This window comes from Shewanella sp. 38A_GOM-205m (assembly GCF_000518445.1).
Classification (GTDB): Bacteria; Pseudomonadota; Gammaproteobacteria; order Enterobacterales; family Shewanellaceae; genus Shewanella; species Shewanella algae.
In genome coordinates this window covers 38,014-62,704 of sequence record NZ_JADP01000009.1, presented here as the reverse complement: position 1 = coordinate 62,704, position 24,691 = coordinate 38,014, and the positions used below count along the sequence as shown (strand labels likewise).

Annotated in this window: 22 protein-coding genes and 4 tRNA genes; 16 read left to right on the top strand and 10 right to left on the bottom strand. The window is 51.6% G+C overall.

From position 1 onward, the window contains the following. The first annotated feature begins 144 nt into the window (after positions 1–144). Positions 145–1,002: a hypothetical protein gene (locus N512_RS0110395; protein ID WP_028780280.1), complete on the top strand. Its 858-nt coding sequence runs from the start codon at positions 145–147 to the stop codon at positions 1,000–1,002. 190 nt (positions 1,003–1,192) lie between these two features. Here the strand turns inward: N512_RS0110395 and N512_RS0110390 are convergent, their stop codons facing one another. Next, positions 1,193–1,789 carry a Yip1 family protein gene (locus N512_RS0110390; RefSeq protein ID WP_025010711.1) on the bottom strand — a complete coding sequence of 199 codons (597 nt, stop codon included), beginning with the start codon at positions 1,787–1,789 and terminating at the stop codon, positions 1,193–1,195. A 187-nt stretch (positions 1,790–1,976) separates the two neighbouring features. On the opposite strand from N512_RS0110390, the gene miaE reads away from it, so the two are divergent. Continuing rightward, positions 1,977–2,741, top strand: a complete 765-nt coding sequence (miaE, locus tag N512_RS0110385) for a tRNA isopentenyl-2-thiomethyl-A-37 hydroxylase MiaE (RefSeq protein WP_028780279.1) — start codon at positions 1,977–1,979, stop codon at positions 2,739–2,741. A 145-nt stretch (positions 2,742–2,886) separates the two neighbouring features. Here the strand turns inward: miaE and N512_RS0110380 are convergent, their stop codons facing one another. After that, the gene (locus N512_RS0110380; protein WP_028780278.1) at positions 2,887–3,603 is read right to left on the bottom strand and encodes a UDP-2,3-diacylglucosamine diphosphatase; all 717 of its coding nucleotides are present in this window, start codon (positions 3,601–3,603) and stop codon (positions 2,887–2,889) included. Positions 3,604–3,613: 10 nt separating this feature from the next. Continuing rightward, on the bottom strand, positions 3,614–4,108 hold the full coding sequence (locus N512_RS0110375) for a peptidylprolyl isomerase (RefSeq protein WP_028780277.1): 495 nt from the start codon (positions 4,106–4,108) through the stop codon (positions 3,614–3,616). A 144-nt stretch (positions 4,109–4,252) separates the two neighbouring features. Here N512_RS0110375 and cysS point away from each other — a divergent pair, with 144 nt between their 5' ends. Next, positions 4,253–5,632 carry a cysteine--tRNA ligase gene (gene cysS / locus N512_RS0110370; RefSeq protein WP_028780276.1) on the top strand — a complete coding sequence of 460 codons (1,380 nt, stop codon included), beginning with the start codon at positions 4,253–4,255 and terminating at the stop codon, positions 5,630–5,632. A gap of 102 nt (positions 5,633–5,734) precedes the next feature. Here cysS and folD read toward each other — a convergent pair whose 3' ends face one another. After that, positions 5,735–6,589 carry a bifunctional methylenetetrahydrofolate dehydrogenase/methenyltetrahydrofolate cyclohydrolase FolD gene (folD, locus tag N512_RS0110365; protein ID WP_028780275.1) on the bottom strand — a complete coding sequence of 285 codons (855 nt, stop codon included), beginning with the start codon at positions 6,587–6,589 and terminating at the stop codon, positions 5,735–5,737. A gap of 235 nt (positions 6,590–6,824) precedes the next feature. Between folD and N512_RS0110360 the strand changes: the two genes are divergently transcribed. The 10 genes from N512_RS0110360 (at position 6,825) to N512_RS0110315 (ending at position 15,961) form a co-directional block, all read left to right on the top strand. Next, positions 6,825–6,901: transfer RNA gene (locus N512_RS0110360), tRNA-Pro, on the top strand. A gap of 47 nt (positions 6,902–6,948) precedes the next feature. Beyond that, positions 6,949–7,025: transfer RNA gene (locus N512_RS0110355), tRNA-Pro, on the top strand. Positions 7,026–7,092: 67 nt separating this feature from the next. Next, a tRNA-Arg gene (locus N512_RS0110350) sits at positions 7,093–7,169 on the top strand. Between the two features lie 9 nt (positions 7,170–7,178). After that, a tRNA-His gene (locus N512_RS0110345) sits at positions 7,179–7,254 on the top strand. A 246-nt stretch (positions 7,255–7,500) separates the two neighbouring features. After that, positions 7,501–8,805 (top strand): trigger factor, encoded by a 1,305-nt coding sequence (gene tig, locus N512_RS0110340; protein ID WP_025010707.1) that lies wholly within the window; start codon positions 7,501–7,503, stop codon positions 8,803–8,805. Between the two features lie 92 nt (positions 8,806–8,897). Continuing rightward, a complete protein-coding gene (gene clpP, locus N512_RS0110335; protein ID WP_025010706.1) occupies positions 8,898–9,506 on the top strand; it encodes an ATP-dependent Clp endopeptidase proteolytic subunit ClpP in 609 nt (202 codons plus the stop codon). Between the two features lie 88 nt (positions 9,507–9,594). Then, the gene (gene clpX / locus N512_RS0110330) at positions 9,595–10,875 is read left to right on the top strand and encodes an ATP-dependent protease ATP-binding subunit ClpX (protein WP_025010705.1); all 1,281 of its coding nucleotides are present in this window, start codon (positions 9,595–9,597) and stop codon (positions 10,873–10,875) included. A gap of 129 nt (positions 10,876–11,004) precedes the next feature. Continuing rightward, complete coding sequence (gene lon, locus N512_RS0110325) at positions 11,005–13,362, top strand: endopeptidase La (RefSeq protein ID WP_025886755.1); 2,358 nt, start codon at positions 11,005–11,007, stop codon at positions 13,360–13,362. 257 nt (positions 13,363–13,619) lie between these two features. Then, on the top strand, positions 13,620–13,892 hold the full coding sequence (hupB, locus tag N512_RS0110320) for a nucleoid-associated protein HU-beta (RefSeq protein WP_025010704.1): 273 nt from the start codon (positions 13,620–13,622) through the stop codon (positions 13,890–13,892). Between the two features lie 209 nt (positions 13,893–14,101). Continuing rightward, entirely contained in the window at positions 14,102–15,961 is a 1,860-nt protein-coding gene (locus tag N512_RS0110315) for a SurA N-terminal domain-containing protein (protein WP_028780274.1), read from the top strand. A 111-nt stretch (positions 15,962–16,072) separates the two neighbouring features. Here the strand turns inward: N512_RS0110315 and ung are convergent, their stop codons facing one another. The 4 genes from ung to folX form a co-directional block, all read right to left on the bottom strand. After that, a complete protein-coding gene (gene ung / locus N512_RS0110310) occupies positions 16,073–16,747 on the bottom strand; it encodes a uracil-DNA glycosylase (protein ID WP_028780273.1) in 675 nt (224 codons plus the stop codon). A gap of 37 nt (positions 16,748–16,784) precedes the next feature. Continuing rightward, on the bottom strand, positions 16,785–16,997 hold the full coding sequence (locus N512_RS0110305) for a TOBE domain-containing protein (protein ID WP_028780272.1): 213 nt from the start codon (positions 16,995–16,997) through the stop codon (positions 16,785–16,787). A gap of 230 nt (positions 16,998–17,227) precedes the next feature. Continuing rightward, positions 17,228–18,127 (bottom strand): TIGR01777 family oxidoreductase, encoded by a 900-nt coding sequence (locus tag N512_RS0110300; RefSeq protein WP_028780271.1) that lies wholly within the window; start codon positions 18,125–18,127, stop codon positions 17,228–17,230. A gap of 46 nt (positions 18,128–18,173) precedes the next feature. Continuing rightward, a complete protein-coding gene (gene folX, locus N512_RS0110295) occupies positions 18,174–18,542 on the bottom strand; it encodes a dihydroneopterin triphosphate 2'-epimerase (protein ID WP_028780270.1) in 369 nt (122 codons plus the stop codon). 67 nt (positions 18,543–18,609) lie between these two features. On the opposite strand from folX, the gene N512_RS22815 reads away from it, so the two are divergent. Both N512_RS22815 and N512_RS0110285 read left to right on the top strand, forming a co-directional pair. Then, positions 18,610–19,689, top strand: a complete 1,080-nt coding sequence (locus N512_RS22815; RefSeq protein ID WP_037474734.1) for an AI-2E family transporter — start codon at positions 18,610–18,612, stop codon at positions 19,687–19,689. Positions 19,690–19,716: 27 nt separating this feature from the next. Beyond that, positions 19,717–20,643: a class I SAM-dependent methyltransferase gene (locus tag N512_RS0110285; protein WP_028780269.1), complete on the top strand. Its 927-nt coding sequence runs from the start codon at positions 19,717–19,719 to the stop codon at positions 20,641–20,643. Here N512_RS0110285 and N512_RS0110280 read toward each other — a convergent pair. Beyond that, entirely contained in the window at positions 20,637–20,861 is a 225-nt protein-coding gene (locus N512_RS0110280; protein ID WP_025886758.1) for a hypothetical protein, read from the bottom strand. The two genes, N512_RS0110285 and N512_RS0110280, sit on opposite strands and share 7 nt — an antisense overlap. A 561-nt stretch (positions 20,862–21,422) precedes the next feature. Continuing rightward, the gene (locus N512_RS0110270; protein WP_028780268.1) at positions 21,423–22,493 is read right to left on the bottom strand and encodes an alpha/beta hydrolase; all 1,071 of its coding nucleotides are present in this window, start codon (positions 22,491–22,493) and stop codon (positions 21,423–21,425) included. Positions 22,494–22,728: 235 nt separating this feature from the next. Here N512_RS0110270 and N512_RS0110265 point away from each other — a divergent pair, with 235 nt between their 5' ends. Then, positions 22,729–24,642, top strand: a complete 1,914-nt coding sequence (locus tag N512_RS0110265) for a TonB-dependent receptor domain-containing protein (RefSeq protein ID WP_028780267.1) — start codon at positions 22,729–22,731, stop codon at positions 24,640–24,642. Positions 24,643–24,691 lie beyond the last annotated feature (49 nt).

The following is a 24,691-nucleotide window of genomic DNA, read 5'->3' as shown; positions in this document are numbered from 1 at the left end:
ATGGGACTCGTTCGCACCTTCCCTTGAATAACTGGTTAAGCTGTCTCGATTGATATCCGTAAAGACAAAATCATTCTTCAACAGATGCTGAAGTGATAGGGATTATTTAAGCGTTAACAACTTGGATGTATATTAGGTATCTAAATGTTGATTCAACAAGCACATGAAGTCGAAGAAGCAATAAATAATGGTGACATAGAATCAATCAGGAACGATCTGGACTTTAGGGTATTGACCTCGATAATTGAGAGTAACAGGTTTGATCTAATCGAAATAATTTACAATCATTTTAAAGATACCGAACCTATGGAGCAGCTAATTTTTAATGCTGTTGTCGAGAGTGCCGGTGTTGATATCACCCCTACGGCCATCCAGTGCCTCAACTTCTTAAAGTCGCTCGACAAAGGAATATCCTATGAGTTTGACGATGAAGATGCTCTCTATCATATGTGCCAAGTCCCCGGCAGGGTTGAACTATTCAAATTAATGCTCGATATGAAGGCAGACATACCTTGGGGTTATGTTTTACAGGTGAGCTGTAACTTTATTTGTCGTGATACCATTGAGTTTTTGATTGCCAATATTCAAGTATCCAACGAAGAGCTTAATCTTGCCTTTGGCTACTTGGTTAATGCCAGTGTCACTACCTGTTATCATGAAAACTCCGATCAAACCGAAATAATTTTATGGTTTATAAACAAGCTCAATGTGGATGTGAACTTAACGACGGACAGTGATTATGGATGGGCGTATTTGGATTGCTTCATTAATGCACCCAATGCGGCTAAACACTTTTACGTTGAACGATTTAACTCCGGCATTATCAATTCGGAAGATTTTTGGGCGAAGTTTATTGAAGCTTATCTTGAGGATCAAAAGTTCAAGCAAGCATTTGCTCAAGCTTTTGAAGACTTAAGGAACAGCAGCATAGATTTAACTGAGTTGGTCACATTATTTGACCGTTTGGGCCATGACGCGCTTGCAAAGGAATTACTGAACTAGGGCTTGGCCTGTAAGTCTGTACAGAGCAGATGTAAGGCTTCTTAGCAGTTCTGCATGACGGATATCTCCTGCTTACCCAACACATCCTGGGTTCCGTTGGGGGATGCTATATGGCTAGGGCTGAATTGGACGTAAGAAAGGCGCTCAAGGAGCGCCTTTTTCGTCTCTGGTGTTTTGATGACTGCTTTTATTATTGCAGTATTGGGCCGAGTCCCATGCTCCAGAGGATCACGCTGCTGGCCATCAGAGCGACCAAGAGCACCAAACCTGCAGTTACCACAGAGCTGGCATAGATAAAGCCTTTTTCCTCGGGAATATTCATTATGATAGGGACCCCGGTATACAGCAGGTATACAGAGTAGCTAAGGCCTATCAGTCCTATCACCATAATGAACCAAAGCTCTGGATAGAGCGCCGCCAGTCCCACCATAAACAGTGGGGTGGCAGTATAAGACGCCAGTTCCAGGCACTGGGTAAAGTCCGGATGGGCATCAAAAGTTTGTCCCATCCAGTAGGCCAGGTAGGCGAGGGCGAACACACCGAATACCAGGCCGCAATACATGCCTGCGCACATGATGAAGCCGCTTTGGGCTGTTAGAAACAAGGGGTCGCCGGCACCTGGGTTCCAGCCGATATGCACGGCGGCGATATAACTACAGACAGAAGGGATGAGCGCAATGAGTAGCAGGTGACTGAGACAGCTTTTAAGTGCCTCATGGTTTTGTTCTATGGTTTGCCATTCCTGTTTGGGATGAGTATACAACCCCATTAAGTGATTCAATACCATTATAATTATCCTTATTCCGCTTTGACTTTTGCTCGTCAAACTGCAGACGAGCGTTTTACCGCTCTGAGTCTATTTATTGAACAAAAACAGCGGGCCGTCAAGTTTGTACTCCGAGAGGCTGTGGGCATAGCATTGGCTTGCTGGTAGACTTGGCGGCCTTGAAAACTCTTGTGGAAGCTTGACCTCAATGCAGCAGTTACTCGCCCCTGTAAAAGAATTCCTGGCCTGTGAAACCCCTGACAGCTGGATAGCAGCTGCCAAAGAGGAGCATAGACTGGCCGAATTGCTGATAGATCACTGTAATTGTGAGCTTAAGGCGGCGCAGACGGCGATGTATTTGGTCCGCAAGTATGCGGTGGACAAGCAAAGTGGCGAGCAGTTGCTAACCTGGGCCAAGCCTTACGAAGAGTTTGTTTATCACAACGACAGGGATATGGCGGCATTTCTGGCCAGAGAGGTGAAGAAGAACGAGTTGATTGGTGAGTTGACGCCCAGGGCGGGGTTCCCCCATGGCCCTGAACTTATCGCCAAGATGATCCGCCTTATCAAAGAGGAGTTCCACCACTTTGAACAGGTGCTGGAACTGATGTTGGCGCGCAATATCCCATACAGCAACATCCGCGCCGGCCGTTATGCCAAGGGGATGATGAAACACGTTCGCACCCATGAACCTGCGACTCTGATAGATAAACTCATAGTGGGCGCCTTTATCGAGGCCCGCTCCTGTGAACGTTTCGCCAAGCTGGCGCCTTGGCTCGATGATGAGCTTAAACGTTTCTATATTTCACTGCTGCGCTCTGAAGCGCGCCACTATCAGGATTATCTTTCATTGGCCGAGGCGATTGCCGGCGAGGATATCAGCGCCAGAGTGGCCTATTTTGCCGAGGTGGAAGCCGAGCTTATTCTAGCGCCGGATGATGAATTCAGGTTTCACAGCGGGGCGCCGCTTTAAACTACTCGATATTGCGCCTACATAGATAAAGATGCCGACAGGGTCGGCAACTGCTGGATTGGAAGGGTTTTATAGGTTATCAGGGCTGGCTAGGTTCAATGCGAGCCGACTCAAGCCAAACAGATAAAAACCGAGTCTACTGGCTTTATTCTATGAAAGGCAGGCTGGTCAGTGCTATGTTGTCGGCACTGATGCTCAAGACACTTCCCTGTTCATACCAGTCTCCCACCACCAAGCGCTGCTTATTACCCGCCAATTGATGGATATCCGGTCTATGGGTGTGACCGTGGATCATCAACTCGGCGCGAGTGCCGGCAAACAGTTCATCCACCGCGCTCGGCTCAACATCCATTATCTCAATGCTTTTCAGCTGATTCTGCATCTGGCTGTTTTGCCTGAGCTTGGCGGCAATATTGCTGCGGGTCTTCTTCGGCAGATGGCGGTATATCCAGCGGGGCAAAGCCATATTGCGAAAACGGCGAAAACGCTGGTATGCCTTGTCCAGAGTGCAGAGGCTGTCGCCATGCAGCAGCACTGTCTTGTGGCCATAGAGATCGAGTCGATACACCTCGGGCAGTAAGGTTATCCCCGCTTTGGCGGCGTATTCTTTCCCCAGCATAAAGTCGCGGTTGCCGTGGATAAAGTACACCGGCAGGGTGCGGCTGACTTCATAGAGACGCTCGGCCAGCGCCAGAGCAAAGGGCTCGGCCAAATCATCACTGACCCAAACCTCAAACAGATCCCCCAAGATATAGAGGGCGTCGACCTGTTCAAGACCGGTATCGAGAAATTGATAGAAGGCGTTGAGGATATCTTGGCGATCGGCACTGAGGTGCAGATCGCCGATAAAGAGAGTGCGCATTCAGAAGTTATCAGTCTGCTATGGTCACTTTCTCGATGATCACGGCTTCCAGAGGCACATCCTGATGCATGCCGTGGTTGCCCGTGCTCACGCCTTTGATGGCATTGACCACGTCCATACCTTCAATCACTTCACCGAATACACAGTAACCCCAGCCTTGGATGGATTCGTTTTTGAAATCCAGGAAGGTGTTGTCGTTGACGTTGATAAAGAACTGCGCCGTGGCGGAATGAGGATCGGAAGTGCGGGCCATGGCTATGGTACCTGTTTTGTTTGACAGGCCGTTGTTGGCTTCGTTACGCACTGGGGCATTGGTAGGTTTCTGTGACATCTGCTCGGTAAAGCCACCACCCTGAACCATAAAGCCATCGATAACGCGGTGGAAGATAGTGCCGTCATAGAAGCCTTCCTGGGCGTACTTGATAAAGTTGGCCGCAGTCAGGGGGGCTTTTTCACTATCCAGCGCCAGTTTGATGTCGCCGTGGTTGGTGTGCAGTGTAATCATGATCGGATCCTCAGGATAAATTTTGTTGGCGGATTCTAACTTATCCGACTCCGGCTATAAAGGGCAGTATTCAAGAGCTTTTGGCAATGCTAAACTGCCAGATTCGTTTTACCCACTAATCCTATATTGTTGAAGAGAAAGTCGATGTTGAAGATATACAACAGTCTGAGCCGCCAAAAAGAGGAATTTAAACCGATTAACCCAGGTAAAGTGGGTATGTATGTGTGTGGTGTCACCATATACGACTTGTGTCATATCGGTCATGGCCGGACTTTTGTTTCCTTTGACATGATAGTGCGCTACCTGCGTTACGCGGGTTACCAGGTTAACTTCCTGCGCAACATCACAGACGTGGATGACAAAATCATCAAGCGCGCCAATGAAAATGGCGAGAGCTGCGATAGCCTCACCGAGCGTCTTATCGGCCAGATGCACCAAGACTTTGATGCCCTGAACATGCTGCGCCCCGATATGGAGCCAAGGGCGACTCTGCATATTGGCGAGATTATCGAAATGGTCGAGGCGCTGATCGCCCGTGGTCATGCCTATGTGGCCGATGATGGCGATGTGCTGTTCAGCGTCGCCTCTTTCCCTGAATACGGCAAGCTTTCCGGGCAGAACCTGGAGCAGTTGCAGGCCGGTGCCCGGGTCGAAGTGGACGAGCACAAGCGCGATCCCATGGACTTTGTGCTGTGGAAGATGTCCAAGCCCGGTGAACCTACCTGGGATTCACCTTGGGGCCCGGGGCGTCCAGGTTGGCACATTGAGTGCTCTGCCATGAACAGCAAACACCTGGGATTACATTTCGATATCCATGGCGGCGGCAGCGATCTGCAGTTCCCGCATCATGAAAATGAAATCGCCCAGTCTTGCTGCGCCCACGACACGCCTTATGTGAACTATTGGATGCATACCGGCATGGTGATGGTCGACAAAGAGAAGATGTCCAAGTCGCTGGGTAACTTCTTCACCATTCGCGATGTGTTGGCGCATTATGATGCCGAAACCGTGCGTTACTTCCTGTTGTCCGGCCACTACCGCAGCCAGTTGAATTATTCGGAAGACAACCTCAAGCAGGCTAGAGCCGCGCTTGAGCGAATTTACACAGCGCTCAAAGGCCTTGACCTGAGTGTTACTGCGGCGCCTGCCGAAGAGTATGTTGAGCGCTTCAAGGCGGCGATGGATGATGACTTCAACACCCCCGAAGCCTACTCTGTGCTGTTTGAGATGGTGCGTGAAATCAACCGCCTCAAGGGCGTGGATATGGCGGCAGCCTCGGCCCTTGGCGTGTCACTGAAACAACTGGCCGCAGTGCTTGGGATTGTCAGCTCTACACCTGAAGCCTTCTTCAAAGGCGAGGGCAGCGACGATGAAGTGGCTGAGATCGAAGCACTTATTGCCGAACGCAACCGCGCCCGCGCCGAGAAGGATTGGCCGGCAGCTGATGTTGCCCGAGACAGGCTGAATGAGCTGGGTGTGGTGCTGGAAGATGGCCCACAGGGGACCAGCTGGCGCAAGAAGTAATCCTTCTTTGCCAATAATCGAAACAAAAACGCCGGCTGTTGAAGCCGGCGTTTTTTATCGCTTGAAATTGAAAACCAAACTGAGGTTGGTTTCAATCGACCTTTAGTCGTGATATTGCTCCGCGGCAAACAGGGTATTTTCCAGCAAGCTGGCTATGGTCATAGGGCCCACGCCACCGGGAACCGGGGTGATATGGCTGGCGCGCTCACAGGCAACATCAAAGTCAACATCGCCCACCAAACGGCCACTGTCGAGACGGTTAATGCCCACATCTATGACTATGGCACCTGGTTTGATCCAGCTACCGGGGATAAAGCCGGGTTTGCCGACGGCAACCACCAGAAGATCGGCGCGGCTGACCTTATCCTTGAGATCTTTGGTGAATCTGTGGCAAGTCGTGGTGGTGCAGCCGGCCAGCAGCAGCTCCAGAGTCATGGGACGGCCCACAATATTGGAGGCGCCAACCACAACCGCATCCAGACCATAGGTATCGATACCGGTAGACTTGATAAGGGTCATGATCCCCATGGGAGTGCAGGAGCGCAGTACCGGGATCCGTTGAGCCAGACGGCCGACATTATAAGGGTGGAAACCGTCGACATCTTTGTCGGGACGGATCCGCTCGATCACCTTGGATTCTTTAATATGTTCCGGCAGCGGCAGCTGCACCAGAATGCCATCAATGGCGGCATCTTCATTGAGTGAATCTATCAGGGCCAGCAGTTCTTCTTCACTGGTGGAATCCGGCAGATCATAGGAGCGGGAGATGAACCCCACTTCTTCACAGGCTTTACGCTTACTGCCGACATAAACCTGAGAGGCAGGATCAGCACCCACCAGAATAACAGCCAAGCCTGGGATACGTTGTCCCGCTGCTTGACGTGCAGCGACTTTTTGCTTTAGCTGTTGTCTTATGGATTGCGCAATCGCTTTGCCATCTATTAGTTGGGCTGTCATGGGTGTAGGATATCCTTTGTATGGCGCGATGTTGAAAACGGCGCTATTTTACCAGTGAGGCTTGGGAGTGTCATGGACAAACCTGCTCCAGAACACAGAATTTCGTCAAAGCAGCACGTAATTTCGCCAAGCAGATAAAGCGCTTAAAAAAATCGTTGACGCTTGTTGGGTGAGGGGCTAAGATGCGCTCCGTTCTCGAGGCAAGCCGGTTGTAACCGCGCTTGGAGAAAATTTTCGGTGATTAGCGCAGCCTGGTAGCGCATCTGCTTTGGGAGCAGAGGGTCAGAGGTTCGAATCCTCTATCACCGACCAAATTTGATTTATCTGACTTAAAGTCGGGTAAAAGTTGGAAAGTATTTCGGTGATTAGCGCAGCCTGGTAGCGCATCTGCTTTGGGAGCAGAGGGTCAGAGGTTCGAATCCTCTATCACCGACCAGATTTCAAGGGCAGTGTGGATAGCATTGTCAGTACCGCTTAGGATGCAAATCGAATTTGCAGATCCTGCGCCCGTAGCTCAGTTGGATAGAGCATCCGCCTTCTAAGCGGATGGTCGCAGGTTCGAATCCTGCCGGGCGTACCACTTTCGGTGGTGATTGTAGCTCAGTTGGTAGAGCCCTGGATTGTGATTCCAGTTGTCGTGGGTTCGAGCCCCATCAGTCACCCCACTCTTTTATAAAAAAAGCGACCTTAGGTCGCTTTTTTTATGCCCTTTTCTGTGGCATTGAGGCTCGACTCCACTAAGAACGGTCGATATAATGCTGCGTCTTGATAACAATCAACAATGTGCGACCGGTGCCGGAATTCACTTCTGATGGGCATTTCAGTCAAGTTAAAGATCAAGAAACGAATACCTGAATAGTTGAAACAATCGGCTATTGCAAAGGACGTTAGACACATTTCGAGGTAAAACAATGCAAGTTTCTGTTGAAACAACCCAAGGCCTGGAGCGTCGCCTGACCATCTCTGTTCCTGCAGAGCAGATCGAACAACTGGTTAAAGACAGCCTGCAACGCGAAGCCAAGCGTGCCCGTATTCCAGGTTTCCGTCCAGGTAAAGTCCCAGCTAGCGTGATTGAAAAGCGTTATGGCAAAGCGATTCGCCAAGACATTACCGGTGAAGTAATGCAGCGCAACTTCATTGAGGCCATCATTGCCGAGAAGTTGAACCCTGCCGGTGCTCCTACCTTTACCCCAGGTGCCACTGACGCCGAAAAGTTTGAGTTCACCGCGACCTTTGAAATTTATCCAGAAGTTGAAATCAAAGGCCTGGACGGTATCGAAGTTGAGCAGCCTGTTGCCGAAGTACAACAAGCAGACGTTGACAACATGATCGAAACCCTGCGCAAGCAACATGCGACTTACGAAGCGGTTGAGCGCGCTGCCGAAGACGGTGACAAAGTCGTTATCAACTTTGTGGGTAGTGTTGACGGTGAAGAGTTTGAAGGCGGTAAGGCCGAAGACTTCGAACTGCAACTGGGCAGCGGTCGTATGATCCCTGGTTTTGAAGAAGGCGTTAAAGGCCACAAAGCCGGTGAAGAGTTCGACATCGACGTGACTTTCCCTGAGGAATACCACGCCGAAAACCTGAAAGGCAAAGCCGCCAAGTTCGCTATCACAGTGAAAGAAGTCAAGGGTGCCAACCTGCCTGAAGTTAACGACGAGTTCGCCAAGCTGTTCGGTATCACTGACGGTGGCATCGATGCTCTGAAAGCTGAGATCAGTAAGAACATGAGCCGTGAGCTGGAACAAGCTCTGAAAGCCAATGTGAAAGAACAAGTGCTGAACGGCCTGCTGGCTGCCAACGAAATCGAACTGCCAAAAGCGCTGATCGACGGTGAAGTTAACGTTCTGCGTCGCCAGGCCATGCAGCGTTTCGGTGGCCAAGGTGCCAACATGCCTGAGCTGCCAGCCGAGCTGTTCACTGAACAAGCCGAGCGCCGCGTTAAAGTCGGCCTGCTGCTGGGCGAAGTGATCAAGTCCAACGAGCTGAAAGCTGAAGAAGAGCGCGTACAGGCGTTGATCGCTTCTATGGCTTCTGCCTACGAAGATCCAAAAGAAGTGATCGAATACTACAACGGCAACGAAGAGTTGATGCAGAACATGCGCAACCTGGCTCTGGAAGAGCAAGCCGTTGAAGCGGTTCTGAAATCAGCCAAAGTGACTAAGAAAGATGTCGCTTTTGAAGAATTTATGAACAAGGCTACCGGCCGCGCATAACCTAAGCTTGACTTGCTTGGTTGTTCGCCATTTATAATGGCTCGTATGAGGTCCCTCATGCGGGCCGTTTTTTTATTTAGGGAAAGTTAATGATGCATAACGCGCCAGAATCAGTACTTAATGCACTCGTTCCTATGGTGGTTGAGCAAACTGCCAAGGGAGAACGCTCTTACGATATTTATTCACGTCTGTTGAAAGAGCGGGTGATCTTCCTGGTTGGTCAGGTTGAAGAGCACATGGCCAATCTGATCGTGGCACAGTTGCTGTTTTTGGAATCAGAAAACCCGGATAAAGAGATCTCTCTTTATATCAACTCACCAGGCGGCTCTGTCACTGCCGGTATGGCTATTTATGACACCATGCAGTTTATCAAGCCGGATGTCAGCACTGTATGTATCGGGCAAGCGGCCAGTATGGGCGCCTTCCTGTTGGCCGGTGGTGCCAAGGGTAAGCGTCACTGTCTGCCTAACTCGCGGGTGATGATCCATCAGCCTTTAGGGGGCTTCCAGGGACAGGCATCGGATATCGCTATCCACGCCCAAGAGATCCTGGGGATCAAACAGAAGCTGAACCAGATGTTGGCCGATCACACTGGTCAACCGCTGGAAATCATCGAGCGGGATACCGACCGAGATAACTTTATGAGCGCTTCTCAGGCCATGGAATACGGTTTGGTGGATTCGGTTCTGACCAAACGTTAAGGCTGATTTTTGCTTTTGGCTGGGCTATGCTCAGATTGAAGACGCTTAAGTGTATGGCAGTAGAGCAGACTGCAAAAGAGGTAGAGTAATGGGTGACAACAAAGGCAACGGTGATAGCGGCAAATTGCTGTATTGCTCTTTCTGCGGAAAAAGCCAGCATGAAGTTCGCAAGCTGATCGCCGGGCCATCTGTGTATGTATGTGATGAATGTGTCGAGTTGTGTAATGACATCATTCGCGAAGAGATAAAAGAGATTTCGCCCAACCGGGATCAGGACAAGCTGCCAACTCCCCACGAACTGCGTGCTCATCTGGATGATTATGTTATCGGCCAGGAGCAGGCCAAGAAGGTGTTGTCTGTAGCGGTTTATAACCACTACAAACGACTGAAAAACAGTACTCCCAAAGATGGTGTGGAGCTGGGCAAGAGTAATATTCTGCTTATCGGTCCAACCGGTAGTGGTAAAACCTTGCTGGCAGAGACCCTGGCGCGGTTCCTGAATGTGCCTTTCACCATGGCGGATGCCACCACATTGACCGAAGCCGGTTATGTGGGGGAAGACGTTGAAAACATCATTCAGAAGCTGCTGCAGAAGTGCGACTATGATGTCGACAAGGCGCAGCGTGGTATTGTCTATATCGATGAGATTGACAAAATCAGCCGTAAGTCAGATAACCCTTCCATCACCCGGGATGTGTCCGGTGAAGGGGTGCAGCAGGCACTGCTGAAGCTGATTGAAGGCACTGTTGCCGCCGTACCTCCTCAGGGCGGCCGTAAACACCCTCAGCAGGAGTTCCTGCAGGTTGACACCTCCAAGATACTCTTCATCTGTGGTGGTGCCTTTGCAGGCCTTGAGAAGGTGATTGAGCAGCGCTCCCATGTGGGCAGCGGCATAGGTTTTGGCGCCCAGGTTAAAGGCCAGGCCGAAAAGGCCACCATTACCGATACTCTGCTGCAGGTTGAGCCGGAAGATTTGGTCAAATACGGCCTTATTCCCGAGTTTATCGGGCGTTTGCCTGTGGTTGCGACCTTGGGTGAACTGGACGAAGCGGCTCTGGTTCAGATTCTGTCCCAGCCCAAGAACGCCATCACCAAGCAGTTTGCCACTTTGTTCGAGATGGAAAATGTCGAACTCGAGTTTCGCGATGACGCCCTTAAGGCGATAGCACAAAAAGCCATGTCCCGTAAGACAGGGGCCCGTGGTCTGCGCTCCATCGTTGAAGCGATACTGTTGGATACCATGTATGACCTGCCGTCCATGGATAACGTGGTCAAGGTGGTTATTGATGAATCCGTGGTGAAAGGTGAGTCAGCGCCTATTCTTATTTACGAGAATAATGACTCCCAGGCTGCTGCCGGTGACCAATAACTGAGCAACAAGCTATCAAGTTGAAAATTAAGGAGTCCACTAGGGCTCCTTTTTTTGTCTTTACCATTGAAAGCCGGGAAAGCGTCCCAATATACTCTCTGTAATCTTTAACTGAAACGGAATCGAACTATGACCCTAGAGCGTGAAGCGCGAATCGAATTGCCCGTGCTGCCACTGAGAGACGTGGTGGTCTATCCCCATATGGTAATTCCGTTATTCGTAGGACGTGAAAAGTCCATCCGTTGTTTGGAAACTGCCATGGCGCAGGATAAACAGATCATTCTTGTGGCGCAGCGGGATGCGGATCTGGACGAGCCTGGCATAGACGATATTTTCGACGTAGGTACAGTCGCTTCCATTTTGCAGCTGCTGAAGCTGCCCGATGGCACAGTCAAGGTATTGGTCGAAGGCGGCAAGCGCGCCCGCATCGAACGCTATACCCAGGAAGAAGAGTTCTTTGTTGCTACCGCACACTACCTGGAGTCCGAAGCGCTGGACGACAGGGAAGAAGAGGTGCTGGTTCGCAGCGCTATCAGTCAGTTTGAAGGCTATATCAAGCTGAACAAGAAAATTCCTCCCGAGGTGCTCACTTCGCTCACAGGTATCGAAGAAGCCGACCGGCTGGCCGACACCATGGCAGCCCATATGCCTCTCAAGCTGGCAGACAAACAGTCTGTGCTGGAGATGGTCAAGGTCGGTGAGCGGCTTGAATATCTGATGGCCATGATGGAAGCGGAAATCGACCTGCTGCAGGTTGAAAAGCGTATCCGCTCCCGGGTCAAAAAGCAGATGGAAAAGAGCCAGCGTGAGTACTATCTCAACGAGCAGATGAAGGCTATCCAGAAGGAGCTTGGCGATCTCGATGAAGGCCACGACGAATTTGAAAGTCTGAGCCGTAAGATTGAAGAAGCCGGCATGCCGGAAGAGGCCAAAGACAAGGCGTCTGCCGAGCTCAACAAGCTGAGAATGATGTCACCCATGTCGGCCGAAGCCACTGTGGTGCGTAGCTATGTTGACTGGATGACCTCTGTGCCCTGGAAACAGCGCTCCAAGATTAAGCGTGACCTCTCCAAGGCCGAACAGGTGCTGGATACAGATCACTATGGCCTGGAGAAGGTTAAGGAACGTATCCTCGAGTATCTGGCGGTACAGAGCCGGGTGAAACAGCTCAAGGGGCCTATCCTGTGTCTGGTTGGCCCGCCAGGGGTAGGTAAGACATCCCTGGGGCAATCTATTGCCAAAGCGACCGGCCGTAAATATGTGCGGGTAGCGCTGGGCGGCGTGCGTGATGAGGCGGAAATCCGTGGTCACCGCCGGACCTATATAGGTTCTATGCCGGGCAAGATTATTCAGAAAATGGCCAAAGTCGGGGTGAAGAACCCGCTGTTCCTGCTCGATGAAATCGACAAAATGAGTTCGGACATGCGCGGCGATCCGGCCTCGGCTCTGCTGGAGGTGTTGGATCCAGAGCAGAATGCGACCTTTAACGATCACTACCTGGAAGTGGATTACGATCTGTCCGATGTGATGTTTGTGGCCACCTCCAACTCGATGAATATTCCGGGCCCCTTGCTGGATCGGATGGAAGTCATCCGTCTTAGCGGTTACACCGAAGATGAGAAACTCAATATTGCCAAGCAGCACTTGCTGCCGAAACAGATTGAGCGTAACGGCCTGAAGAAGAATGAAATCACTGTTGATGACAGTGCCATTCTCGGGGTGATCCGTTATTACACCCGCGAAGCCGGGGTGCGGGCGCTGGAGCGTGAGCTGTCGAAGATTTGCCGTAAAGTGGTCAAGCAGATCATGCTGGAGAAAGACACCAAGCACGTGGATGTCAATCAGGACAACCTCAAGTCTTTCCTGGGGGTACAGCGCTTTGACTATGGCAAGGCAGAGTCCAAGAATCAGATTGGTCAGGTGACAGGTTTGGCCTGGACTGAAGTGGGCGGTGACTTGCTGACTATTGAAGCCACCTCAGTGGCCGGTAAGGGCAAGCTCACCTATACAGGTTCTTTGGGTGATGTGATGCAGGAGTCTATCCAGGCCGCAATGACAGTGGTTCGGGCGCGCGCCGAGCAGTTGGGGATCAACCCTGACTTCTACGAGAAGCGTGATATCCATGTGCACGTACCCGAAGGGGCAACCCCGAAAGATGGTCCATCAGCCGGTGCCGCCATGTGTACCGCGTTGGTTTCCAGCCTGACGGGTAACCCGGTCAAGGGTGAAGTTGCCATGACAGGCGAAATTACCCTCAGAGGCGAGGTGCTGCCAATCGGTGGCCTGAAAGAAAAACTGCTGGCGGCCCACCGCGGTGGTATCAAACTGGTGTTGATACCCAAGGAGAACGAACGGGATCTGGAAGAAATTCCGGCTAACGTAGTGGCAGACTTGGATATTCGTCCGGTTCGCTGGATAGATGAAGTACTGCAACTGGCGCTTGAGCGACCAGTCGAGGGCTTTGAAGTGGTTAAAAATTTGGGCTAACGCAAGAAAATGTCCTATGCCACTAAAAAAAGTGAAAAAAGGGGCTTAACAAAACCCAGACCTGTGGTAGCCTAGGTCTGTGGAGAGCCAGTTGTGCCAAGCCCTTGGGGCAACTGGCTTTGAGCTGTATCCAATTTAAATTCTTTGGTTTTCCAACTGAGCTTGAACTTTGGTATCAAGCTTGTTATAAAAGCCTCCGCAGACCGCTCTAGAGAAGGATTTGGTTGCGGCGCGAAAACTACATTCAAGGGGATGACATGAACAAATCTGAACTAATCGAGAAAATCGCTTCTGGTGCTGACATTTCTAAAGCCGCTGCCGGCCGTGCACTGGATTCTTTCATCGCAGCTGTGACTGATGGTCTGAAAGAAGGCGACAAAATTTCTCTTGTTGGTTTCGGTACTTTTGAAGTGCGTGAGCGCGCTGAGCGTACTGGTCGTAACCCACAGACTGGGAAAGAGATCAAAATCGCTGCAGCTAAGATCCCTGCATTCAAAGCAGGTAAAGCTCTGAAAGACGCTGTTAACTAATTAACATCGCAGCCTTTGTAGGGCTTTCGTAAAGACTAAGCACTGCCTGGCAGTGCTTTTTACGGATTGGGAAGCGCCGGGTTAACCGACGTTTCGGAGTGTGAGGATAAGCTGAAGTAGCGTCTGCAGACTCCATTCATGTTACAGATAGGCGCATCCCACAAGAGATGCGCCTTTTTTTACTATTAATCGCATAAGCGAGACGTCTGATGTTAGAGAAGATTCGCGAAGGGTCACAGGGCGTAATTGCCAAAGGTATTTTGGTACTGGTGATACTTTCCTTTGCATTTGCTGGTGTAAGCAGTTACCTGGGTTCCTCCTCAGTGGCTCCGGCCGCCACAGTCAATGGTGAAGAGATTTCCACAACCGAACTGGACCAGGCCTATCAAAGCGAGCGTGCCCGTCTGGAACAACAGCTGGGTGAGATGTTTGACGCCCTGGCGGCCAATGATGCTTACCTGGCCAGTATCAAAAAAGGCGTGCTTGAACGTCTGGTAGCGCAAAAGTTGCTGGATCAAGCTGCCGCTGAAATGGGCTTGAGAGTGTCCAATGCCCAAATCATAGAAGCAATTAGACAAGAGCCTGCTTTCCAGACTGAAGGCAAGTTTGACAATGATCGCTTCGAGGCCATTCTGCGCCAATTAGGCTATCAGCAAGCTGCTTTCCGTGAAAGCATGCGGGTGGACATGACTCGTCGTCAGCTGATCAGCGCCTTGATTGGCAGTGAGTTTGTTCTCAATGGTGAGGCAGAATCTTTGGCCAAGCTGCAGGGACAAACCCGTGATATTCGCTATCTCTTGGTTGATGCCGAGCCTTTCCTGGGCCAAGCGACAGTGACCGAAGAGGAAGCCAAGTCATTCTACGACACCAATCCGGCTCAATTTGAACGTCCGGAGATGCTCAGCCTGGAATATGTCGAGCTTAACGCCAACGATCTGGTCGATGGTATCGAGGTCAGTGACGAGCTAGCCAAGACTTACTATGATGAGCATCAGAATCAATACCAGACCGCAGAAAAGCGTTTGGCAGCCCATATTCTGATCGACGCCTCGACCGACAATGCCGAAGCCAAGGCAGAGGATATCCATAAGCAACTGGAAAACGGCGCCGATTTCGCTGCGCTGGCCAAGTCTGATTCCCAGGATACCCTGAGCGGTGAGAAGGGTGGCGAATTGGGTTGGTTTGAGCCTGGTGTGATGGATCCCGCTTTCGATGAAGCCCTGTTTGCACTGAACAAGGGTGATATCTCTAAAGTGGTCAAGACACCTTTCGGTTTCCATATCATCAAACTGCTGGATATTCAGAGCGGTCAAACTGCGCCTTTCGCTGAAGTGAAAGACAAGATAGTTGAGCAGATCAAGCAGGAAGAAGCTGTAAAACAGTTCTATGGCCTGCAGCAGAAACTGGCCGATACCAGCTATGAAATTCCTGATAACCTGCAGGAAGCGGCCAAGGCCGTTGGTGCAGAGATCAAGACTACCCGACTGTTTGGTCGTGACAACGCGCCCGCACCTTTCGATAAGCCTGAGCTGTCCAAGGCAGCCTTCTCCAGTGATGTACTGGGGGGCATGAACAGTGAGCTGCTTGAAGTGGATCGCAACCATGTCGTAGTTGTTCGCGTTAAAGAGCATCAGCAAGCCGGTACGCTGGAATTCGCCGAGGTTAAGCCTGCCATTGAAGCGCGTCTCAAACAGCAAAAAGCCAATGAGATTGCCCGTGACAAGGCACAGGAATACATGGTTAAGCTCAAAGAAGGCAATGCCGACATTGCGCTGCAAAGCCGCGCCAACCTGGGACGTTTCACCCAGGATGTAGATTCCGCTTTGGTGAGTAAGGCATTCCAGATGGCCAAGGCTAAAGAAGGCTTGAGTGTTGATACCGTGTCTCTGGCAACCGGTTATGCGGTAGTGGTACTGGATGCAATCCATGACACTGAAAGCGCACCTGCCGATCAGGTCGCGGCCATCAAGCAACGTCTCAACAGCCAGTTTGGTGAGAATGACTATCGCGCCGTTATCGATATGCTGAAGGCCAAGGCCGAGATCATTTATCCAGAAGGTGATGAGTAACTTGACTCATTGATTTAACGTTAAAAAACCGGTCCAAGTGACCGGTTTTTTTATCTCCAGCGTTTATGTCCAGCGGTTAACTTGGCTGCTGGAACTTGCGGATAAAACGGGTTAATCCGGCAAGCGCCAGTCTATGGGGGGCTTGCCTTTGGCTATGAGGTAATCGTTGGCCTGATTGAAATGATTGCAGCCAAAGAATCCTCTATGAGCCGAGAGCGGAGATGGGTGAGGGGCCTTTAAGATAAGGTGTTTGTTGCCGTCAACCCGCTGGGCCTTGAGTCCGGCATGCTTACCCCAAAGCAGAAACACTACGCCTTCTGTGTATTTATCTATGGCCTCTATCACTCTGTCGGTAAACTGCTCCCAGCCGAGATGGGCGTGGGAATGTGCCTGACCACGTTCGACACTGAGCACAGTATTGAGCAGCAACACGCCCTGACTGGCCCAGCTGCAAAGATTGCCATGGCTTGGATAGCTGAAGCCTGGGACTGTATTGGCCAGCTCCTGAAACATGTTCTGCAATGATGGCGGTGGCATCACCCCTTTGGGCACTGAGAAGCACAGGCCGTGGGCCTGCCCTGGACCATGATAGGGATCTTGCCCCAGGATCACCACTTTGACTGCCGATAGTGGTGTATAACGCAAGGCGTTGAAGGTATCGTTTTTGGGAGGATAGATGGCCTTTCCCCGGGCGCGCTCGGCGTCGATATAGGCCAGAGTATCCCGAAAGTAGGCTTGTTGTTTTTCCGGGCCCAGCACTTCGGCCCAACTGATGTCCTTATGCATAACTAAAAAAGCAGCGCCTTGCGGCGCTGCTCATCTATTACTCGTCCACACCCAGCATCACACTGCTGGCTTTGATCAGTGCGTATGCACTGTCACCCACTTTTAGCCCCAAACGCTCACAGGAGGCCTTGGTGACCACGGAAGTCAATTCGACACCCGGAGCCAGTTCAATGATGACTTCGTTGTTTACAGAGCCTTCTTCGATGGCTTTGATGGTGCCGCCAAGACAATTACGTGCACTGATTTTCATTGGTTTTCTCCCGAAAGAACGATTAGCAGGATTAAGAGTATAAACCGAATTGCCATTAAGTTGGGATGCTTCGATAACAAATTTGAGCGTCAGAGGAGATTGAAATGACCAATGTCACGCCGAAAGTAGATTCAGGACGCTGGTCCCCGGATGACAGGCTTATGCAGGTAATAAACCTGGTCAGCGCCATTGCTCGTAGCCAGAGTACCACGGGGACTTATTCACACCTTTTAGTCTTTATCGAATAAGGTCCTCATGGCGTGGTTGATTTCCGGATAGTTGAATTCAAAGCCGTCGGCCTGGGCATGAACCGGCAATACAAACTGACCCTCGGTCAGCAGGGTCGACATCTCACCCATGGCCAGTTGCAGGGCCAATGCCGGTGCCGGCAGACAAGCGGGGCGGTGCAGCGCTTTGCCGAGGGCCTTGCTGAAGTCGCGATTGCTGACGGGCTGAGGCGCAGTAGCATTGTATATGCCGCGGCAGGCTTCATTTTCCAGCAGAAATTCAATAAGGCGCAGCAAGTCTTCGCGCATTATCCAACTCATTCCCTGACGGCCATGGCCAATCGGGCCGCCAAGGCCCAGTTTGAAGGCAGGCAGCATTTTGGCCAAGGCGCCGCCATCTTTGCCAAGCACTATGCCGATACGAAAGATACAAACCCGAGTGAGATCGGCAACCGCCAGGGCTTTTTGCTCCCATTGGGCACAGACCCTGTGGCTGAACTCATCATGGGGCGTGGCGTTTTCGTCTATGGGCTCCGGCCCCTGACAGCCGTAAAAACCCACCGCCGAGGCGCTGAGAAAGACTTGGGGTTTCTTTTGGCTGTTGCGGACAAGTGTGGCCAACTGCTCTGTGATGTCCCAGCGGCTGTGGCAGATCCGCTGTTTCTGCTCATCGCTCCAGCGTTTGGCAACTATGGGTTCACCGGCAAGGTTGATGATGGCATCTATCTCCTCAAGCAGTCCGGGTGTTTGCAGCGAATCTATGTAACGAGTCTGTGCCAACGCCAGCTTTTGTTCGGCCGCCGCGGGGTTGCGGCTCAAAATAGTCAGCCTATGGTGTTTTGCCAGCCGCTGCGCCAGTTCTGAACCGACAAACCCGGTTGCACCTGTGAGCAAAATATTCATGCTTTCTCCCTGAATCACTGAAGGTTTCTCCAGAGTATAGACTGACTTACACCGGCTTACGGTAGCTCAGTTGCAGTGAAACCGAGTCGGCATATCTCAAGGCGTGGGGCTTGTCGATTTCCACGCTGGCGTGCTCTACCCATTCATGCTCGCTGGCCAGTTCCAGTACTTTCCCTGTGAGGTGCTCAAGCAGGGAGAAGCGGTTGTCTTCCACCAGGTTAATGATCGCCTTGGTGATGGTGCGATAATTGAGCGCGTGCTCCATGTCATCACTTCTACGCGCCTTGTCGGCACAGTAATGGATGCAGACATTGATGATCACATCCTGGCGATTGTTGATTTCCTCTTCCTTGATACCGATAAAAGTGCGCAAGCGCAGGTTTTTAATGCGTATAATAGCTAATTCGGGTTTCATCATGTCACTACTTTTTGTTGTTGATGCAACGGCTGATTGTGACAGAGATCAACAAGGAATTTCAATTATGTCATCAGCCTATCGTCCGTCCATGGCGTTGAAAGGATTTGCTGTCATGGCCTGCCTGGTCATAGTGCTGGCGGGAATTAAGGCCGCCAGCGCCATAGTGGTGCCTTTTGTGTTGTCAGCCTTTATTGCGGTTATCTGCAGCCCGGCCATCAATGCCCTGAGTCGTTACCGCGTGCCTCGAGCCCTGGCTGTATTTGTGTTGGTGGCGATCATTTTGTTACTTGGGCTTTGGCTGGCCTCTGTGGTGGGCAGTTCCATCAATGAGTTTTCCCAGCAATTGCCTCAATACCGGGCGCAGTTGGTGGAGCAATTTGCCTGGATATTGGACAAGCTCAAGGAGCTGAATATTCACATCTCCAAAGAGAAGGTGCTGGCCTATCTGGACCCCGGCATGGCCTTGTCTTTGACCACCAATACGCTTTCCGGCGTGGGCAATGTCATGGCCAACCTGTTTCTGATCGTGCTGACCATAGTCTTTATGCTGTTTGAGGCACAATCTTTGCCGCGTAAGGTGCATCTGGCGCTGGATGACCCCGAGATGCGTTTATCCCAGATTGAGCGCTTCTTGCAATCAGTGAACCAATACATGGTGATCAAGACCCTGGTCAGCCTGGCAACCGGTGTTATTGTCGGTGTCGGTCTGGCGCTGATGGGGGTGGATTATGCGCTGCTCTGGGGCGTAGTGGCTTTTTTGTTTAATTATATTCCCAATATCGGTTCTATCATCGCCGCCATCCCGGCCGTACTGCTGGCCTTTGTGCAGCTGGGCACAGCGGGTGCCGGCGGGGTTGCCGCCCTGTATCTGGCAACCAATATGGTAATGGGCAATCTGGTAGAACCCAGATTCATGGGGCGCGGCCTCGGGCTGTCCACCCTGGTGGTATTCCTGTCGTTGATCTTCTGGGGCTGGCTCTTGGGCTCGGTCGGCATGTTGCTGTCCGTACCGCTGACCATGATAGTCAAGATAGCTCTGGAATCGAGCCAGAGTGGCAGTTGGCTGGCAATCTTGCTCTCGGACGATGCCAGTATTGCCGTGCGGGAAAATGCCGATAAAGAAGCGGCATCCGATGCCGAATAAAGGCAGAAATAAGAAGTTGAGGATTTCATGCAGTTATTTTTGGAAGCCATCATCGACCTGACACCAGGCGATGAGTGTGGCCGTTTGTTTCATGGTCGCGGTGGCCGTTATCCAGGCGTTGAGCACTTATGCCTGGATTGGTTTGCGCCTGTGGTGTTGCTGACCGCCTTTAAACCCCTGACGCCGGAAGAACTGGCGCTGGTTACCGAGCGTCTGCAATTACGCTGGCAAGCCTTGGGGCTGGCACTGAATCTGGTCTATCAATACCGCGCCGCCGGGCAGACCCGCACCGAGCTCATTGCCGGCGAGATACCCGAGCCACATCTGGCCAGCGAGCTTGGCTGCCGTTATCAATTGCATCTGTTACGGGGCCAGAATCATGGTTTGTTCCTGGACATGCGAAACGGCCGCGAGTGGGTGATGGCCAACAGTGCTCAGCGGAAAGTACTGAATCTGTTTGCCTATACCTGTGCGTTTTCGGTGGCGGCTCTCAAGGGCGGCGCCGATGAGGTGGTCAATATGGATATGAGTAAAGGGGCGCTCGCCATCGGCAAGCAAAACCATTTGCTCAATGGGCTTACTGCCGGCGCCCGCTTTCTGGGGCATGATATATTCAAATCCTGGGGCAAACTTAAAAAACTCGGGCCCTATGACTTGCTGATTGTCGATCCGCCCAGCAACCAAAAGGGCAGCTTTGTGGCAACCAAAGACTATCTGCGATTGCTGCGTCATCTGCCGCAACTCTTGAACCCGGGCGCCGAGCTGTTGCTCTGTCTCAATGCGCCTGAGCTGGACAGAGCGTTTTTGCAGAGCCAGGTCAGTGACGCCGCACCAGAACTTGAGTTTGTCAAACAGCTGGATAACCCACCGGCCTTTGCAGACCGGGATCCTGACAGGGCATTGAAGGTGTTGCTGTATCGCTATGAGGGAGAACCGGGCTCGGATACTCAATAACTGAGGCGTTCAGAGATCAGGGATTGGCCGCCTTCTTCCAACAGGGCGGCTATGCCTTCAACATCAAAACTGCTCAAGCCGGATGCCTGATGCAGTAGCCTGTCCTGGACATCCAAGGGCATCTGCATCCTTTCCATAAACATGCGCATTCCCAATATATCGCCACTGGCCAGCAGGGTGGCGAGGGTTCGTGCTTCAAAGTCGACAATATGATTCATGGCGTCGTCCTCTTGCTGATTTACGGGCCGGGGAGGCCTCCTTTAAGCAATAGCAGTTGCAGCGCCCGCCGCTAGACCCAATGTGTTTAAAAAATTTCGCCTCAGAACCCAGGGGCATATCAAACTGAAAGTCTTTCAGCGCTTCCTACATAACCGGTGGGTATTTGAGCTTTTGAAGGTGGTTTTACCAGTTTGGGGTAACGAAAGTGAAAGTTTTCTGTAATTCCTTCTCTAGCCCTGTTATACTGGCGCCGCCTTAGGGGAAACACCTAAGGCTCCGAAAAGCCGGAATCGGGCATAAAGTGTCGTCGGAACCTGAACTTAACAGGAATCCAAGAAAAAGATACGCCCCGTACCCTACAGAATAGACTGGAGTTGTTATGGAAATTCATGAGTACCAAGATGCTTACTACCAACTGCAGGATGAAGTGATTGAATCACTTCCGGTAGAGAAAGACGAAGAAGCGTTTTTGGATTAAGCCTCAGCCAGGCAGCTCAAATCTTGAAAAAGCGGCAACCTCAGGGTTGCCGCTTTTTTGTTGCCATTGAATGATGGATGAGTCATTCGAGGGTGGAGCCGGGGTAATAATGCTCGATAAGCTGGGTCAATATCCGCTGCTGTTGAGCAAGCTTTTGTCTTTGTGCCTGGCGCAGCAAGCCTTTGAGTGCATGATACTGAGGCTTGATTTCAATACCCTGGCTCTCGCTCAAGTGCGTGAAGCGACTGACCACTTCAGTCACGCTGAAATCCTCGGCGTATATATCCAACTGTTGCGAGTGCATCAGCCAGCGAATACCTTGATAGACACCTATGTGAGGCAGGGAGTGATGATCTTCGTCACTGAAGAACTCGCTGTGAAATATAAGTTGCTGAGACGGCAGCGCCGACAGATGTTTGGCCAGCGCCAGATTTCGCTGTTTGTGGTAGTCATTGCGGCCAAGTCCGGGGGTGGTGGCCTGGTTACTTATCGCCATGTACAGGGGCTTGCCTGTTAGCTTGCCCTGAGTGAGTGCCTGCTCGAGCTCATTTGCATAAGTCGGGCTGTCGTACCAGAGACTGGCATCCAGCACCAGGTAAGCATTGAACATAGGCTGTTGCCGGCGCAGCGCCTCCAGTGCCAACAAGCCCCCAAAAGAGTGACCGATAAGCACAGTAGGGCCGGGCTGCCCAAGCCTGGTATTCAGCCAGGGGTTAAGTTCCTGGTCGAGAAAGTCGAGAAAAGCGCCGGCATTGCCCGATTGCTGATAAAGCGGCCCTGCGGGTCTACCACCGGGTAGTGTTTCCAGTTTCACCGGCGTGAAGTCACGAATACGGTTACGGTTGATGATGCCGACTATGACGCCTTCAGGTATCGCAGGATTAACCCCGGAAGCCAGATAGTCCAGCATGGGTGCAAGATGCTCAAACTGCTGCTCGGCATCCAGGATCACATAACGGGCAAAGCTCTTGCTGTGCCTGGCGTCCCAGTGTTTGGGAAGACGCAGCAATACTTCCCGCGATTCTCCCAATATATTGGAGTTCAGCGTCAGTCGCTGTTGTTTCCCGGCGGCTTCTTTATCCAGGCTTTGGGCGCTGCAGCCTACCAGCAGACCGAACAATAGCGTCAGAGAGATAAACAGTGATTTTTTCATGGAAATTTTTACTCGGTAAAGGTGACATTTTCAGCTTGAAATTCAGCCCTGATGGGCTTTTGAGTGGCCTGGCTCACATTCGTATCATTACATTGTAAATGATAACCAATATCATTCCTATGTTGTAAAGATTATGCTACTTTTTCGCGCCATGGAACCAGGGGCTTTACCTGGATTTACCCAAAAGCAATAACTTACAAGGCGCAATCGTCGCCGCGATAATCGGGGGAATAGAATGAAACTGGATAAGTGCCGCAAACTGCTTACCTTGAGCCTGGTCGCCATGGCTGTCAGTGGTTATACCCAGGCAGATGAAGGTGAAATGGAGCATATGGTCGTTACTGCCAGTGCCAAGGATCAGCAACTCAGCACTGCACCTGCCTCAATCTCGGTGATCGATGCCGAAGCGATTAAGCTGATGCCGGTCAAAGATCTGGGGGATGTGCTGAGAAACAGCGTCGGTGTGAATGTGGTGACCAACGACTCGGGCCGAAACAGCATCTATATCCGTGGTATGGATGAAGACTATGTACTGATGTTGATCAACGGCAAGCGGGTTTCTTCTTCCAATGGTCTGTGGCGCGGCGGTAACTTTGACTTGACCGCTATCCCCATCGACGCCATCTCCCGGGTGGAGATTGTCCGCGGCCCCATGTCGGCTCTCTATGGTTCAGATGCGGTTGGCGGGGTCATCAACGTGATCACCAAGGCGCCAGATGATGACTGGCAACTGGTACTCGACAGCGAGTACAGTTGGATGCAGGACGGCGAGGGCGGTGATCGCAGTCGTACCAACCTGTTTGGCTCGGGCAAACTCACAGATAATCTGGGGCTGATGTTCACCGCAGAGGTGGCCGAGCAGGACGCCTGGTTGATGCCCGAACTGACCCCGAATCAGGACACCATAGAAGAGCGCAAGACCCGCAAGCTCTATGGCTCGCTCACCTGGCAGTTGGCAGACAATCAATCGCTGGACTTGGATTATCAATACGATAATGACAAGGTGCCCTTGACCACTTTTGCTGCCAATTCAAAACGCGAGCAGAAGATAGAGCGCAACACCTTTGCTCTGACTCACAGAGGCGAGTGGAGCTGGGGTGGCACCGAGCTTTTGGCCAACCTGGAAAAGTCGGATATCTACGACTACAACAGTCGCTATTCGCTGCAGCCCCCTCTGGGACGCGACATCGAAGAGAAAAACACTACCTTCAGAGGCTCAGCCTTCTTTAACCTGTGGCAGCAGGACTGGACAGTCGGCGCCGAGTACTTTGAAACTGAAGTCGACGATCCTGTGCAATATCCACTTACCGGTGGTGACAGTGTTGAACAATACTCGCTGTTTATTCAGGATCAGTTCGATTTCCTGGATGATTTCACCCTGACCCTCGGCGGCCGCTACGAAGACAACGAAAAGTACGGCAGCCATTTCAGCCCCAGGGCGTATCTGGTTTACCGTGCTTCGGATTCACTGGTGCTCAAAGGTGGTGTCGGCACGGCATTCAGGGCTCCGGCACTGTTTGAATCATCTCCGACTTTCTCTTCAGTCAGTTGCCGCGGCGCTTGTACTGTAGTGGGCAATGCAGATCTTGAGCCCGAAACCAGTGTCAACTATGAGCTGGCAGCCTTGTGGAGTCAGCCTTCCTATGAGCTGTCTGCAACCTTGTTCCATAACAAGGTGGAAGATCTGATCACGGTTTCGGCTTGGGATGGCTCCAGCCCAACCCGTACTTACTACAACGAATCCAAGGTGACTTTGCAAGGGGTAGAGCTGACCGCCAGCGTGGATATCACGGCGGATCTCGGTCTCAAGGCAAACTACAGTTATCTCGATACCGAGACAGGTGACGGTGATGAACTCACTGGTCGTCCACGCCAGAGTGCCAATGTGCAACTGGATTGGTATCTCACCGACGATTGGCAGCTGTATGTTGCCGGTAACTATTTCGGTTCATATTTGGATAGCAGTGCCGTGCGTCAGGATGGCTACAGCCGCTTCGATATCGGCAGCAGTTATCGGGTGAACGATCACCTGAAACTACGCGCAGGGGTAACCAACTTTACCGACGAGCAACCGGCCGAGGAAGACACCAACAGCGATATGATACTGCAAGGCCGTGCCTTCTTTGTCGGTGTCAGCCTGAGCCTCTAAGCGTCTGGGCCTACTCCCGGCCTGAATCCTTTAAATAGCCAGGATTGCA